14 protein-coding genes and 2 tRNA genes are annotated in these 14,290 nt (G+C 46.2%); 9 read left to right on the forward strand and 7 right to left on the reverse strand.

Going from position 1 to position 14,290, the window contains the following annotated elements:
- Positions 1–165 precede the first annotated feature (165 nt).
- The 3 genes from HW988_RS07145 (at position 166) to HW988_RS07155 (ending at position 1,015) form a co-directional block, all read left to right on the forward strand.
- Positions 166–241 (forward strand) — tRNA-Lys (locus HW988_RS07145).
- A 28-nt stretch (positions 242–269) separates the two neighbouring features.
- Positions 270–345 (forward strand) — tRNA-Glu (locus HW988_RS07150).
- A 196-nt stretch (positions 346–541) separates the two neighbouring features.
- Positions 542–1,015: a hypothetical protein gene (locus HW988_RS07155; protein ID WP_181606846.1), complete on the forward strand. Its 474-nt coding sequence runs from the start codon at positions 542–544 to the stop codon at positions 1,013–1,015.
- A 47-nt stretch (positions 1,016–1,062) separates the two neighbouring features.
- Here HW988_RS07155 and HW988_RS07160 read toward each other — a convergent pair whose 3' ends face one another.
- From HW988_RS07160 to HW988_RS07175, 4 genes are all read right to left on the reverse strand, one after another.
- Entirely contained in the window at positions 1,063–1,362 is a 300-nt protein-coding gene (locus HW988_RS07160; protein WP_255490255.1) for a hypothetical protein, read from the reverse strand.
- Positions 1,363–1,530: 168 nt separating this feature from the next.
- Complete coding sequence (locus tag HW988_RS07165; RefSeq protein ID WP_181606847.1) at positions 1,531–2,829, reverse strand: adenylosuccinate synthase; 1,299 nt, start codon at positions 2,827–2,829, stop codon at positions 1,531–1,533.
- Positions 2,830–2,904: 75 nt separating this feature from the next.
- Positions 2,905–3,888, reverse strand: coding sequence for a D-2-hydroxyacid dehydrogenase (locus tag HW988_RS07170; RefSeq protein ID WP_181606848.1), 984 nt, complete (start codon positions 3,886–3,888; stop codon positions 2,905–2,907).
- The gene (locus tag HW988_RS07175) at positions 3,885–5,051 is read right to left on the reverse strand and encodes an alanine--glyoxylate aminotransferase family protein (protein WP_181606849.1); all 1,167 of its coding nucleotides are present in this window, start codon (positions 5,049–5,051) and stop codon (positions 3,885–3,887) included. The genes HW988_RS07170 and HW988_RS07175 overlap by 4 nt, the downstream gene beginning before the upstream one ends.
- A 44-nt stretch (positions 5,052–5,095) precedes the next feature.
- Here HW988_RS07175 and HW988_RS07180 point away from each other — a divergent pair, with 44 nt between their 5' ends.
- The 5 genes from HW988_RS07180 (at position 5,096) to HW988_RS07200 (ending at position 9,064) form a co-directional block, all read left to right on the forward strand.
- The gene (locus HW988_RS07180; RefSeq protein WP_181606850.1) at positions 5,096–5,686 is read left to right on the forward strand and encodes an LptE family protein; all 591 of its coding nucleotides are present in this window, start codon (positions 5,096–5,098) and stop codon (positions 5,684–5,686) included.
- A gap of 3 nt (positions 5,687–5,689) precedes the next feature.
- A complete protein-coding gene (holA, locus tag HW988_RS07185) occupies positions 5,690–6,691 on the forward strand; it encodes a DNA polymerase III subunit delta (RefSeq protein WP_181606851.1) in 1,002 nt (333 codons plus the stop codon).
- A gap of 310 nt (positions 6,692–7,001) precedes the next feature.
- Positions 7,002–7,496, forward strand: coding sequence for a hypothetical protein (locus tag HW988_RS07190; protein WP_181606852.1), 495 nt, complete (start codon positions 7,002–7,004; stop codon positions 7,494–7,496).
- A gap of 77 nt (positions 7,497–7,573) precedes the next feature.
- A complete protein-coding gene (locus tag HW988_RS07195) occupies positions 7,574–8,362 on the forward strand; it encodes an aspartyl protease family protein (protein WP_220128821.1) in 789 nt (262 codons plus the stop codon).
- Between the two features lie 309 nt (positions 8,363–8,671).
- Complete coding sequence (locus tag HW988_RS07200) at positions 8,672–9,064, forward strand: PilZ domain-containing protein (protein ID WP_181606854.1); 393 nt, start codon at positions 8,672–8,674, stop codon at positions 9,062–9,064.
- A 57-nt stretch (positions 9,065–9,121) separates the two neighbouring features.
- Here HW988_RS07200 and rpsT read toward each other — a convergent pair whose 3' ends face one another.
- Positions 9,122–9,382 (reverse strand): 30S ribosomal protein S20, encoded by a 261-nt coding sequence (gene rpsT / locus HW988_RS07205; RefSeq protein ID WP_142699808.1) that lies wholly within the window; start codon positions 9,380–9,382, stop codon positions 9,122–9,124.
- Positions 9,383–9,439: 57 nt separating this feature from the next.
- On the opposite strand from rpsT, the gene murJ reads away from it, so the two are divergent.
- Complete coding sequence (murJ, locus tag HW988_RS07210) at positions 9,440–11,017, forward strand: murein biosynthesis integral membrane protein MurJ (protein WP_255490314.1); 1,578 nt, start codon at positions 9,440–9,442, stop codon at positions 11,015–11,017.
- Here the strand turns inward: murJ and HW988_RS07215 are convergent.
- Positions 11,014–12,492, reverse strand: coding sequence for a methyl-accepting chemotaxis protein (locus tag HW988_RS07215; protein WP_181606856.1), 1,479 nt, complete (start codon positions 12,490–12,492; stop codon positions 11,014–11,016). The two genes, murJ and HW988_RS07215, sit on opposite strands and share 4 nt — an antisense overlap.
- A gap of 50 nt (positions 12,493–12,542) precedes the next feature.
- On the reverse strand, positions 12,543–14,204 hold the full coding sequence (locus HW988_RS07220; protein ID WP_181606857.1) for a methyl-accepting chemotaxis protein: 1,662 nt from the start codon (positions 14,202–14,204) through the stop codon (positions 12,543–12,545).
- Between the last annotated feature and the right edge of the window lie 86 nt (positions 14,205–14,290).

The following is a 14,290-nucleotide window of genomic DNA, read 5'->3' on the forward strand; positions in this document are numbered from 1 at the left end:
GAGTGATATTGCGAGCTTAGCTATATTCCGCGCGGCTTTGCTGAGATCTTGTGCAAACTCTCGCCGCACCCCAAAAAACTCTTAAATATTTTTAAAATACTGCAAGATTTCGTATTGACTTTAACCCCCGCTTAGAACAAATTAGCACTTCCTCAAACGGACAGTGGTTCGCTAGCTCAGCTGGTAGAGCACTTCACTTTTAATGAAGGGGTCGATGGTTCGAATCCATCGCGAGCCACCATTTTTTGTTCATTTGATTTTCCCTGTACGTTCCCATCGTCTAGGGGCCTAGGACACCTCCCTTTCACGGAGGATACAGGGGTTCAAATCCCCTTGGGAACGCCAACTTTTCTCACTGATCATGCTTCGCTTTCGCTTCGCCTGATTTCGAAAAGTTCCTGATTCACTTCGGCTCCGCCGAAGTAGTATTAAAACCGATCTGACGATCGGTTTTTTTATTTTCTGCATCTGCTTTTTAAAGCATCAAACCTAGACAAAAAAACATCTGCAAATAAACTGTCCTCTTAGCAAAGGACATAAAATGAAACTACTTTCTCAAATCATCATCCTTATCGCCATTGCGGTTCCGGCTTTTGCATTAACTACGGGTGAAACGCTGCCTGCGTTCCAAATCCAAAATCAATTTGAAGAACCGGCGGAATTAAATAAAGAAACCAAATGGATTCTTTTTAGTAGTGATATGAACGCTGCTAAGATGCTATCAGAGTACTTAAATGAAAATGCATCAAAGCTCGATCTGACGAAAACCCTCATTATCTCTGACATTTCTAAAATGCCGGGGCTTGTTTCTAAGATGTTCGCGATTCCGAAAATGAAAAAGTATAATTTCAAATTAGCTTTAGACAAAACCGGGGAGACAACTAAAGAATGGCCTCGTAAAGAAGGCCATCTGGTCATCATCAAAATGTCGGAGTTGAAAATTGAATCAATAGAAGAGCTCAATTCCAAAGAAGCCATCGCCACTTTCTTCAAAGAAAAGATCCCTGCAAGGTAGCCTTAACAACTAGATTAAAAAAAACCTGTGATGAGCAGGGGAATTCTTTAGTTCTTTTCGCAAGACATCCGCGCGACTTTACAAAACGATATGACAGTCTGATCCTGACAGCGGGCGATTGCTTCCTCACGGGCCTCGGCTTCGCTCTTAGCTGTCGCATACACTCTCTTGCCATTTGAGCCCACCATCGTGCATGTATAGGTGCCCACAAGCTTCGGAGTGTCTCCGGACCAGTCTACCGCCAAAGTGCCTTTTGTATCTGGCTTGTTGGGATCGATGACCTTCATGCCTGCGCAACCCATAAGTAAATTAGACAGAATAAAAACAACCAGCGACGCTTTCACCATTCCGTGCCCCTTAATCCGTTGTTGGCGTGAAGTCCTAAGTATAGGGGAGTCTTGTGTGCTTCTCAAATGAAACGGCCCTGGATCCAGGGGGGGAAATTTAATGAGACGGTTATATAAAAAAAGCCCACGTTTAGGGTGGGCTTTTTGATTTAGATTTTTAAATAAACTCTAGTTGTTGAACAATGGTTTCACCCATAGAGTTTGCTCGCGACCCGGACCTACGGAGATCACATCGATCGGAGTGCCTAACTGCGACCCCACGTAATCGATAAAGTTCGTTGTTGGGCGAGGCAGGTCCGACAATGTCTTAACCTTCGTCAAATCTTCTTTCCAGCCGGTCATCCATTCAACCACAGGTTCTACTTTTTCCAGCTCATATGGAGAAGTCGGAAGCTCGTTGATGATTTCTCCATTGATTTTATAAGCCGTGCAAACACCGATGCGGTCATGACCCGACAAAACGTCGATCTTCATCATCGCCAGGTTTGTAATTCCGTTCACGCGGATCGCGTATTTCAAGGCAACCAGGTCCAACCAGCCACAACGGCGGGCACGGCCAGTGGTCGCACCGAACTCATGACCATCGGCCTGAATTTTTTGACCCACTTCATCGTGAAGTTCCGTTGGGAAAGGACCTGAACCCACACGAGTTGTGTAAGCTTTAAATACACCGATTACTTTTTGAATGTTGGTAGGACCCACACCCGCACTCACGCAAGCATTTGCGGAAAGTGTGGATGAAGAAGTCACGTAAGGGTAAGTACCGTGCAGGATATCCAACATCGTTCCTTGAGCACCTTCGAACATCACGCGTTTGTTGGCTTTCAAAGCTTTAGAAATAAACAGGGAGGTATCTTTCGCGCGGTAAGGCGCCAAGTCTTCAGCCACTTCTTTTAGCTGTGTCAGCAACTCATCCAATTTGAAAGTGGAAGATTTGTAGTAGTTCTCAAGCATGAAGTTTTTTTCACGCAGAGCCAGTTCCAATTTTTCTTTCAAAGATTTTAGATCAAAGATATCGCCGAACAAAACCGCACGGCGCGAAGCGCGGTCTTCGTAAGCAGGGCCGATACCTTTACCCGTTGTTCCGATTTTGCCACCCTGAAGAGCTGCTTCACGAGCTGAATCCAAGGCTTTGTGGTAAGGAAGGATGATCGTTGCGGTATCCGAAATCAAAAGCTGTTTTGGATTTTGCAAGTAACCGCCTGCGATCAGGCGTTTGATTTCATCGCGGATGCTGAACACGTCGATAACCACGCCTGAAGTGATCACGCAAGTCGTGTCTGGGCGTAAGATACCACTTGGAACCAAGTGCAAAACTGTTTTTTGGCCATTCACCACCAACGTGTGACCTGCATTGGCGCCGCCTTGATAGCGCACCACCATGTCTGCTTTTTCCGCAAACACGTCGACCAATTTACCTTTACCCTCGTCGCCCCATTGAGCGCCGACAACCACGATTCCTGACATACTTCGATCCCTTCAAAAGCGCGATGAGCGCCCGGGACATGACGATAGGAAGCCGGGGTTTAAATGTCAAATTTTCTATTTGTCAAAAGGCGTAGCCCCGTACCAAGGCGCTCTTGGCGGGAGAGTGTCAGAGGTGCTGCCGTCCACAAAAAAGGCCATGAGCTTATTTGCTGCAACCTGACTCGCTTTAAAGAACGCATCTTCCGTATTTGCTCCAATGTGCGGAGTCACCACCACTTTCGGGTAACCAAGCAAATTGGACGTCTTAGAAAGAGGCTCCTTCTCGAAGACATCCAAGCCTACCGAGCGCAACCAGCCGTTTCCTAAAGCCTCACACAGGTCATTCTCATTAATAACCGATCCGCGAGACGTGTTTACCAGAACAATGCCGCGGTGAATGTATTCAAAGTGTGAACGGTCCAGCATATGCTCAGTTTCCAAAGTTTTTGGAACGTGAAAGCTTATAACATCTGCTGACTTCAAAACTTCTTCATAGCTTAAACGCGGGATGTTCAAGCGCTCAAAATTTTCATCCGCAGCGTAAGGATCGAAAGCCACGACATTCATGCCGAAAGCTTGAGCAAACTCTGCAACGCGGGAGCCAATTCTTCCTAAGCCGATAATTCCATAGGTGCGACCAGAAAGTTCTATTCCTGTGATGAGATCGCGTTTCCATTCGCCATCTTTGACCATTTTTTGAGCAGGAATAAGGTTGTTCACACAAGCAAGCACCAAACCCCAAGTCAGTTGCGCTGCAGATTGAACGTTCGCAGTGGGAGTGTGCATCACGGTGATGCCCCATTTTTCGGTGGCAGCCAGATCGATATGATCAAAGCCGCTGGTGCAAGTGATGATCAGTTGCAGTTGACGGGCTTTTTGTAAAAGCTCGTCGTTAATAACAGTGCGACTGCGGATGATTAAAGCGTGGGCAGAAACCAAATGCTCCAAAGGCAGATGAATATGACTGTCGCTGCGAATGACTTCGAAGTTTTCATTCTGTTGTAAGTAAAGGAAGCTATCTTGAGCGAAGCGATCTGTGATTAAGATTTTTTTCTTCATGGATTTTGCTCCAACCACTGTTTGCCTTCATCCACCACGACGGAAATTTGTTCCAGAGTCAAAGAGCCTGGATCGAACTTACGTAAAACCTGTCCCAAATTGTCGATCAGCTTTAAAAGCTCGTGATCTTGAATATATCCCATGTGACCCACGCGAATAATTTTACCCTTCGCTTGATCTTGGCCACCCATGATCGTGATGTTGTGGGATTGCTCAAGCTCCAAGCGAATTTTTTGGCCATCCATGGATTGCGGAACGACCAGGGCCGTCACTGAATCACTTGGAGATTTTGCATACAGAGTGAAACCCAATTTCTGAGCGAAAATACGGGTAAATTCAGCTCTGCGGTGAATGGTGTGGAACAAACTTTCCAAGCCTTGCTTGTTGATCAAATTTAAAACCACATCCAAGGCACGAGTGATCGCCACATTCGAAGAAAAGAAAGTTTCGCCAGCCGCATTGGCCTTTTTTTCTTTGCGTACGTCATAGTAAAATCTGGGGCATTTTGCCGAATCAAAATAGCCTTGAGCTTTTTTAGAAAAAGAAATGAAAGCCATGCCTGTTGGAAGCATAAAGGCTTTTTGTGAGCCCGCGACCAAACCGTCAATTTTCCACGCATCCATCGGCAGGGGATAGGCTCCCAAAGCCGTGATCGCATCCACCAGGAACAGCGTTTGAGAATGCTGGGAAACGATTTCAGAAATTTCCTTGATCGGGTGAGCGACCGCTGTCGAGGTTTCGCAGGCCTGGCACAGAACCGCACGAGTCTCTGGGAAACGTTTCAAGTGATCGGCGACGGATTCAGGCTTTACAGCCTCGCCCCAGGGAACATTGATGATAGAAACTTCGGCGCCAAATGTTTTCGCCATTTCTGCCCAACGCTCACCAAATTTTCCAGACACGATTGCCAATACTTTATCACCCGGAGAGATCACGTTGACGAGCAGTGCTTCCATACCGCCAGAACCTGTGCAGCTTAAAAGATAAACATCTTCTTTCGTTTGGAAAATCTGGCGAATGCCCTCTAAAACGCGTTTCAAAATCACGTCAAATTCAGGAGTGCGATGATGAATCATCGGCAATGCCAAGGCTTTACGCACCTCAGGATGAAGGTTTACGGGACCCGGCGCCAACAAGCTGTATTCATCATTGAAAGTAGTCATTTTTCTTCCTTGATCTCTTCCTTAATTTATACTCAACTGGGTCGGTGGACGCAATATTTAAAGGCTCTCGCAGCATTCTGATTCTCTCTCTACTTTGCCTACAGCTTCTTTCGGGTTGTGCTTATCATTTGGGCGTGGCCAGCAGAACAATTCCGGGCGGGTACAAACAGATTTCTGTTCCAGTTTTCAAAAATAAATCTCAAGAACCGGGACTTGAAGTCGCGTTTACCAATGGTTTGATTCACGAATTTCAGCGCTCTCGTGTGGCACGTGTTGTGGACAACTCACTTTCAGAAGTGGCTGTGATGGGAACCATCGACAATGTCAGTTATTTGCCTGGCGCAAAACGAGTAGCTGGTGACTCTTCGACTTTTCTTCCTAAAGGAACAGTTGTCGCATCAGAGTATCGTATTCTTCTGACAGTAACTGTCAAAGTTGTGAGACAAGCTGATGGTACGCAGTTGTGGGCGGGAAGCTTCACGGGTGAGCGTACTTATGCAGCACCTCAGGTAACGCTTGCTGGCGTAAACTCGGTGGATCCTCTTTACAATCTGTCAGCCCGAAGGCAAAACATTGACCTTATGGCGAACGATCTCATGCTTGAAGCTCACGATCGTATTACAGAGAATTTTTAGACGATGGCATTAATTGATTCACAAAAATTTTATAAGGACTTGGAAAAGGGCAACCTTGCTCCAATGTACTTCTTGTTCGGTGAAGAACCGTATTTGTTGAATCAAAGTGTCGAACGTTTCAAATACGCTGTGCTGACTGAAGGCGCGATCGATTTCAATTACAGCCTGTTTTACGCAAGTGACGCTGATATCGTTCAAGTTCGTGACGCTGTTGAAACTCTGCCGATGATGGCGCCACGTCGTTTGGTGATCCTGAAGGAAGCGCAAGAACTCACCGACAAAGAATGGTCGCAACTGGAACCCTTGATCGAGGAGCCAGTGGATAGCACGTGCTTTGTGATCTTAGCTTCACGCGTGGATAAGCGTAAAAAACAAATCCGCCAACTTTTGGACAAAGCCGAATGTGTCGAGTTCAAGAAACCTTACGAAAACCAAGTTCCTTCGTGGATCAACTACATCGCTGAAACTTTGGGTTTGAAAATCTCCAACGACGCAATTCATTTGCTGCACAAATTGGTCGGACATCACCTGACTGAAATCGAAGCCGAGTTGAAAAAGCTGGGGGAGTTCGTCGAAGGTGCTCGCCGTATCGAAGTGCAAGATGTCGCGCAAGTGGTGTCTCGCTCTAAAGAAGAAAGTGTTTTTGATTTCACCAAAGCTGTGGGTCTGAATGATCGCGTGAAGGCACTCGAGTACCTGGTTCATCTTTTGGATCAAGGGCAAAACGAAATCGGTATTATCTCTTTGGTGGCCCGCCATATTCGTATTTTGCTTGCGGTTAAGAAGGGGATGGAGGAAGGCCTGCACGGAGCAAAGCTTGCTCACTATGCCCAGGTTCCTCCCTATTTCCTTGAGAACTACAGCGAGCAAGCTCGCCTGTGGACTGCAAAAAAATTAGAGCAAACCATGGTCGTTTTGTCTGAGACTGACAAGGCTCTAAAATCATCACCACTTTCCAGCCACATTTGGCTAGAGAATATGGTCCTAAAAACCTGCACGGCTTAATTTCAGTGAAAAAGGTCCAACTGCTGCGTTGTCGGGCGGCTTTCTCGCTTCAGCGTGCCTGGGGCACGCCTGCGCGGCGCGTGCCTTCTCCGCCTTGCATTTGGGCCTTTTTGACTGAAATTACCTTTTTAGTTTGTGCGGTGTAGACACCGAAGCGGTGTTTTGATTTATTCTCATTTTGAGACGTCAAATAACTAGTGGTCGCAGTGACACCTTTTGTTCTTCCATGAAGTTCTTCTGTTTATATTCATTCTGGTTTGATTAGCACGGCATAGCTCTTGAAATGAAGCCTCACTATATGGAGGCTTCTATGAAACAGGTTATTGCTGCTATCGTTATGGTTTTATCTGTACCGACAATCTCAATGGCAACGGCGATGTCTCCAGAAAGATCCAGATGCTGGTCGATGGAAACATCGTTAGATAGTTATAAGGCCTGGAGTAAATCCTACAGTAAGTTTAAGGCCGAGGAACTGAACCTTGATGAGGCGACGCGATTTGATCTAAAGCAAAAGGCCTTAACAAAGGTTGTGATGTTAACTGAAGACTTCGCTAAACAAGCCCAAGTGAAAGCGCCCGTGAATTTAATTACTCAAGCAAAAGATCTGATCACAGAGACCAAAGCTGGTCACATTCCGCGGGCTTCAGCCGTAAAAATTATGACTTCAGGCTTAGAGCGATTTGAAGAAAAAATGGGTGAGATGATCAATAGAGCTGAAACTGACAATCAAGAGTGTTTCATGAAAGAAAGAGTCATTTATACCGAAAAAGATTCTGCTATAAAGTCTTCCAAAGCTGTTAACTAGGATTAAAAGTTATTCTTAATTTAAAGTTATTCCTTTTATTGATTACATCAGTAGCGGTTTCCCACTCGGAAGCCGCAATGCCTATTTTAATAGATCAATCCGGCCTATTTCCCCAAATCGAATGCTCAATCCAAGAGATCCGTGGATTGTGCGCTCTGGATTTAGGAGCAGAAAACACTTTCATTTCAGCGAGAGCCGCCAAAGGCTTAAAAATCACCGGCGAGCAATCCATGCAAACCCTTGGCGGGATCGAAACATATCCCACAGTAGAAATTAAATCGTTAAAAATAGGCGGCGAACAGCTAGCCCAAAACTTTAAATCTTTAGTGCAACTAGAAATCCCAACAACCTCAGGCCAAGAACTGATCGGCACCATTGGAGCCGATGCCATCAAAGACAAAACCCTCATCATCGATAACGTTAGAATCCTGTCAACATCAGCAGCAATTTACATCAACCCAACCCAAGAACAATTGAAGCCTTTCAAAACCACAGGCAAATTGATCCCGGCAAAACGTCCCATCATAGAAATCAAAATAGGCAACAAAATCGCTAAAGCCTTAATAGACACCCACGCCCAAAGCGCAGTAACCGGTACCTTCGTAAAAAACAACCCCGAGCTATTCCAACTATTAGGCCGCGAGCAAAAAACCGACATAGCAGGCTTCACAAAGTCCTATATGATGGCCCAACCCACAGCACAAATCTGCATCCAAAACCAATGCACAAAAAACCTATGGCCCTACATGGTCATACCACCCCAAGAAAACATAGATATCATCCTAGGCATAGACTACATCCAACAATACACCTGGCTCCTATCTCCAAGGAACGCCACCTTTTCCGCAATCATAAAGAAAAAATAGATCCTCTTAATTCATTTCCCAAAAATTGAAATCAGAACTTCGAACCTAGCAAAGCAGCCGAAGTTCATTTCCACTTTGAACAAGAATCCTGTTCTTGGGCTTGGCTGTGGGGAGGGACGCGTGTGCAGCGACCTCCGTCGGCGCAGGATGCGCGAACCCGCCAAAGGCGGGCGACGGTGAGCCCGGATGGCGTGTCGCGGAACACGCGTCCCTCCCCACAGCCAAACCCAAGCACCGCGAACCACCGTCTCAAAGTGAGACAAAGAAACAAGACTGCATTGAAAGAGTCAAAATTCCGATAAGCACTCCATGGCAGCAGACTTTCAGAAAATCAACATTCCAACGATAGAGGACAAAGCCGGTGGCTTCCGCCGTCAGTATCCGCGTCGTGTGATGAAACGCAAAATAGGCGTCCTGTGTGACGGTTCCTATTTTATCGTGGAATCTGGAGAGATCGGTGAAGGTGGTATGTCGATTATTTCCGATTATCTGCTCAATGAAGGTGACGAAGTCGTCGTGAGCTTTCAAATCCCTCAGGGGGATTTCGTGTTTCTGCGTGGGGTGGTTCGTTCCACACAAAAAAAGCAGGGTGACGCGACGGTCACCCATGGTCTTAGCTTTAGCAATATTAACTTTGCTACTAAAAGACAAATTCGCGCCTTTGTATCAGCGCGAACTCATTCCTCTTCTCAAGCTGCTTAAATAGAAAAGGGCGACTCAAAGGTCACCCAATTTCTAACTCAAAATTTTAAGCCGGAATTACTTCGCAGTTGCGCGAGTAGAAAGACGGCTGATTTTGCGAGAAGCAGTTTCTTTTTTGATAACGCCAGTTTTAGCAGCTTTCATCACTTGAGAAGTGAAGTTTTTCAACAACTCAGGAAGAGCTTTCACGTCTTTAGCTTCGATAGCTTTAACTAGTTTTTTTTCAGCTGTTTTTACAGTGCTTTTACGAGCATTGTTTACTGCTGTTTTACGGATAGATTGACGAGCTCTTTTTGCTGCTGACTTATGATTTGCCAAGGTATAGCCTCCACTTAATCTTTATAAACGAACCAAAGGGATTAACATAGGGTGTCTGTGGAGGCAAGCGGATTAAAAGAAGATCGCAAAAAGGTCTTCAAAAGAGCCTTTTTCATGGCGGGCGGGACCCTAACGAGCCGCGTTTTGGGGTTATTCCGCGATATGGCCCTGGCAGCCCTCTTTGATCGTACGGTCACCGATGCGTGGACCGCGGCGTTTCGCTTGCCCAACCTTTTCCGTCGGCTTTTTGGCGAAGGCTCCCTCTCTGTGAGCTTTATTCCCGTTTTTATTGAAGCTCAGGCTGAAGATGTCTCCGGCAAAAGATCCCGAAATCTTATAAATGCCATTTACACGTTGTTACTGATCGTTCTGGGGGGACTGACCTTGTGGGGGATTATCAGCATGGAGCCGCTGTTAAAGCTGCTTTTAGCGGATAATTATGTGCTCGATGTTCAAAAATGGAATCTGACCGTGCGAATGGCGCGAATTATGTTTGGTTTCGTGTTCTTCGTTTGCTCCTACGCTTATTTCATGGGCATTTTGAATGCTCTGGGGAGCTTTGCTTTGCCGGCCTTGGCACCCGCTCTTTTGAATATTTCGATGCTGGTTTTTACCTTTATGCCGGGAACGTGGTTTCGTGACATGGGGGACGGCCTCGCTTGGGGTGTATTTATCGGTGGGTTGCTGCAAGCGGTGATTTTATGGTGGGCCCTGCGCGAGAAAAACTATCTGCCGCGGTTCACTCGCCAATTGTGGAGTTCGGATGTCCGCCTGGTTTTAAAAAACATGGTGCCGGGTCTTTTAGGGGCGGGACTGTTGCAACTAGCGACCTTAGTGAACTTGCATTTTGCGAGTGGCTTGGGTGAGGGGGCTCTATCTTATATTTACTGGGCCGATCGACTGCTTGAGCTTCCGTTGTCATTGGTGGCGGTGAGTATTGGAACCGCTTTGTTGCCGACATTAAGTGATCTCGCTCAACGAAAACAAAAAGAGCAGTTTCAGTCTGTTCTTCAGGAACACTTTTTAATGAATCTGTATTTGGCCTGGCCTGCGGCAGTGGGGTTGTTTTGTCTGGCTCAGCCGATTGTGGAAGTGCTTTTTTATCGCGGACATTTCAGTGCCGCTGATGCTGTGGCTACCACGATGGTTCTTAAAATTTATGCGATCAGTTTGATTTTGGTTTCCTCGGTCCGAGTTTTGGTTCCTGCATTTTATGCTGTGAAAAACACCTGGGTGCCGGCAGTGACTTCTTTGCTGGGCTTGGCTCTGCATATTGGGATGGCGCCGCTTTGGATTCAGTCTTTGGGACTGCAGGGGTTGGTGGTTTCAAGTTTGGTTGCCGCCGCAGTACAGCTCATCATGATTTTAGGTTTGATGAGGTTGTATTCAGTCGGGATGAATTGGTGGGCGATGGCTAAAGAGCTTGTGAAAATTCTGGTGGCGGGTTTGATGATGGCGGTCGTTGCTGGAAACCTGGGTGATACGGTAACGGCTACTTCATCAAGTTTGCTTAAGACGGTATTTTTGGTGGGTGTTATTTCCGTCTGTGTTCTGGTGTATGGCTACACGTCTATGAAAATGAAAGTCGAGCAGGGGAGGTTCCTGCTCGACTTTGTGAAATGTAAAAAATCTTAAGCTTCAATCATTGATTTATCGACACCCAATACCAATTTATTCAACTCCACAGTCAAACCCTGAGCCGTAGTAGCAAGACCATTGATCTCGGCACCTGTTGCTGCGATTTCTTCAGAAGAAGCGGCATTTGATTGAGAAGCCTGATCCAATTGGTTCATCGCTTTGCTGATTTGTTGAATGCCGGTTGTTTGCTCACCGCTGGCGGCGGCGATTTCATTGTTCAAGTCAGAAACCTTTTTGATCGAGTTTACGATGTTTGCAAGGACGGTTCCGCTTTGGTCAGCAATCTCACTTCCGCGCTCAATCTGAGAAACCGATTCCTTAATCAATGAAGAAATATCTTTTGCAGAGGAAGCACTTCTTTGCGCCAAAGCCCGAACGGCTTCTGCTACGACCGCAAAGCCTTTGCCTTGTTCGCCGGCACGAGCGGCTTCGACCGCTGCGTTTAAGGCCAGCAGATTCGTTTGAAAGGCAATATCATCGATAACTGAAATGATCTCTTCGATTTTTCTGGATGATTGGGAGATTTGGGTCATTGCTGTGATCAGATTCTTGATGTCCGTTTCGCCTTCTTCAGCGGCCTGTCGTGAAGAGCCGGAAAGACTTGCCGCTTGTTTGGCATTGTCAGAGTTCATTTGCACCATGGATGTCAATTCCTCAAGAGCCGCAACTGTTTCTTCAAGGGAAGCCGCAGCTTCTGTCGAGGAATGGGAAAGACTGTTACTGGCTTCGCTGAGTTGCTCGACCGAAGAAGCCACATTAGAGCTCGCATCTGTTAAGCGGCTCGCAATTGAAGCGACAGCTCCTGACATCCGCGCAGCGAACAGGCAAAGGATTGAAAAGATAGCGATACCGGCCACGACTGAGGTTGCAATGAGCATGTTCGCGGCTTCTTTTTGAAGAGCTTTAGCCTCGAGTTGCTGTTTTTCAGATGTTTCCTCATAAAGTTTTGCAACGTCACGATTGAAGTTACGAACGATACCGCCGAATTTCGTGTAGGGACCCTTTAAAAGTTTACGCGCTTCATTTATTTTTTCAGGATCGTTTGTTTTAACCAGTTCAAGGATAGAGTCCATGGCCTTATAGAAGTCGCCAATGACAACCTTAGCTGGCTCGAACATCTGAGCTTCCGTAGGCAAAAAGGGTGCTTCTGCGTAAGACTTGTAGTTGGATTTAAATTCTTCAACACCTTCCATCGCTGAAGCAATGGATTTTGCTCGATCTGTGTCGTTATCAGCATCCATCGCTGCAAGAGCTTGATAAGCGAACTTGTTGCGGGACTGGCGCATTTCGCCAATATACTGAAGATTCGGCACGATCGTGTTGCTATAGACTGTCAGCATGGCATTGTAACGGTTGACCGTCACCGTCGACACTCCAAACAAAATGGCAAACCCGATAATGGGGAGGATCGCCGTAAACATCAGACGACCTTTAATACCTCTGAACCAACTTGAAATACCCTGTGATTTCATATGAACCCTCTATGGTCTTTCGGGGAGTAGTCCCCACCTTAAGTTACGTATTAAAATCCGTCAGTGGTGCCTACTTTGCGATCTGATTCCTCATCAAAGGGGATCATATCAGATGCAGTTGACGGAGCTGGCGCACTCTTTTTGGAAGCGGCCATCGCCGTTGCGGGCTTTTTGAAAGGAATGACCTTTTTCGAAGCCGTTGCAGTAGTGGACTTTTTCACGGGACTCTCTGTATGAGTCATAACCGGAATGTCGGAATTTCCATAGATCACTTGGCCCAGTTCCACCGTCAGATTCTGAGTCGTCATTGCAAGATTATTAATCTCACCACTAGTTGCGGCTATTTCCTCTGCAGAAGCGGCATTAGACTGAGAAGACTGATCCAATTGATTCATGGCTTTACTGATTTGCTGAATTCCGGTTGTTTGCTCGGAACTTGCCGCTGCGATCTCGTTATTCAAATCGGAAACCTTTTTGATCGAGCTTACGATGTTTGAGAGGACGGCGCCGCTTTCATCAGCGATTCTGCTGCCATTTTCAATTTGCGAAACGGAGTCTTTGATTAATGAAGAGATGTCTTTGGCTGAAGAAGCACTTCTTTGTGCCAGAGCACGAACTGCTTCAGCAACTACGGCAAAACCTTTGCCTTGTTCACCGGCACGAGCTGCCTCAACCGCTGCATTCAGTGCCAACAAGTTTGTTTGGAAGGCGATGTCATCAATAACAGAGATAATTTCTTCAATTTTACGTGAAGATTGAGAGATCTCTGTCATAGCTGTGATCAAGCTCTTAATATCGTTTTCACCGGCTTCAGCATTTTGACGGGAAGTGGCTGAAAGACCGGCCGCTTGCTTCGCATTGTCTGAATTCATTTGTACCATCGACGTCAATTCTTCAAGAGCCGCAACGGTTTCTTCCAGGGATGCAGCAGCTTCAGTTGAGGATTGGGAAAGGCTGTTGCCGGCTTCATTGAGTTGTTCAACGGCGGTTGCGACCTGTGCCGAAGACTCTGACAAACTGGACGCAACGTGACCCACAGATTTTGAAAGTCGGATAGCAATGAATAAAAGGATTGAGAAAATCGCCAGGCAGGAAACACCTGTTGTCATTAGAATGATAGTACTGGACTTGGCAATAGTGCTTTTGGCTTCAGCAGAGTTTGCTTGCGCTGTTTTGTCATAGTACTTCATGGCAGAGCCTGCCATTTGATGCATGATTTTTCCAAGCTCCCACAGACGTCCATCCATCAGGTCTTGAACTTGTTTATGGTCTTCTGGTTTATTGGAGTCTGCTAAGTTTGCGACTTTATCCAAAAGGCCCAGATATTCATCAAGGACTGCATAGGCTTTCTTGTCAGTTTCTTGTAACTCTGGAGCGGCAGGAGCATTTTTGTAAAGCTCCATGTTCTCTTTAAATTCTTTGATACCCTCGCGGGCAAGCTTGATGCGCTCATGACGCTTTTCTTCAGTCTCCATGGCTAAGGCTGCAAAAATCTGATATCCGAATTTATTACGAGCTTGGCGCATTTCACCAACAGCTGTGAGGTTCGGAATTGTATCTCCGTTTGCGATATTCAGCAAAGTTCCTAAGCTATTCATGCTCGAGCTAGAAATGACGTAATTGATTGCAAATCCTACCATTGGCAGGCAGGCAGCGAATAACAGTTTACCTTTGATTCCACGGAACCACGATGACAGTGATGTCTGATTCATGTCAGCAATCCTTTAATTTTTTATGAAGTTGCACGAGGAGAAGGTGCCTGAGTGAAATTATTTTCGGCTTTATTCAAGGAAACTTG

Origin of the sequence: Bdellovibrio sp. KM01, from assembly GCF_013752535.1 — a bacterium.
GTDB lineage: Bacteria > Bdellovibrionota > Bdellovibrionia > Bdellovibrionales > Bdellovibrionaceae > Bdellovibrio.

What these genes read in the sequence shown, in the direction of transcription:
- HW988_RS07155 (WP_181606846.1), top strand. Translation starts at nt 542, where the DNA reads ATGAAACTACTTTCTCAAATCATCATCCTTATCGCCATTGCGGTTCCG.
- HW988_RS07160 (WP_255490255.1), bottom strand. Translation starts at nt 1,362, where the DNA reads ATGGTGAAAGCGTCGCTGGTTGTTTTTATTCTGTCTAATTTACTTATG.
- HW988_RS07165 (WP_181606847.1), bottom strand. Translation starts at nt 2,829, where the DNA reads ATGTCAGGAATCGTGGTTGTCGGCGCTCAATGGGGCGACGAGGGTAAA.
- HW988_RS07170 (WP_181606848.1), bottom strand. Translation starts at nt 3,888, where the DNA reads ATGAAGAAAAAAATCTTAATCACAGATCGCTTCGCTCAAGATAGCTTC.
- HW988_RS07175 (WP_181606849.1), bottom strand. Translation starts at nt 5,051, where the DNA reads ATGACTACTTTCAATGATGAATACAGCTTGTTGGCGCCGGGTCCCGTA.
- holA (WP_181606851.1), top strand. Translation starts at nt 5,690, where the DNA reads ATGGCATTAATTGATTCACAAAAATTTTATAAGGACTTGGAAAAGGGC.
- HW988_RS07190 (WP_181606852.1), top strand. Translation starts at nt 7,002, where the DNA reads ATGAAACAGGTTATTGCTGCTATCGTTATGGTTTTATCTGTACCGACA.
- HW988_RS07195 (WP_220128821.1), top strand. Translation starts at nt 7,574, where the DNA reads ATGCCTATTTTAATAGATCAATCCGGCCTATTTCCCCAAATCGAATGC.
- HW988_RS07200 (WP_181606854.1), top strand. Translation starts at nt 8,672, where the DNA reads ATGGCAGCAGACTTTCAGAAAATCAACATTCCAACGATAGAGGACAAA.
- HW988_RS07215 (WP_181606856.1), bottom strand. Translation starts at nt 12,492, where the DNA reads ATGAAATCACAGGGTATTTCAAGTTGGTTCAGAGGTATTAAAGGTCGT.
- HW988_RS07220 (WP_181606857.1), bottom strand. Translation starts at nt 14,204, where the DNA reads ATGAATCAGACATCACTGTCATCGTGGTTCCGTGGAATCAAAGGTAAA.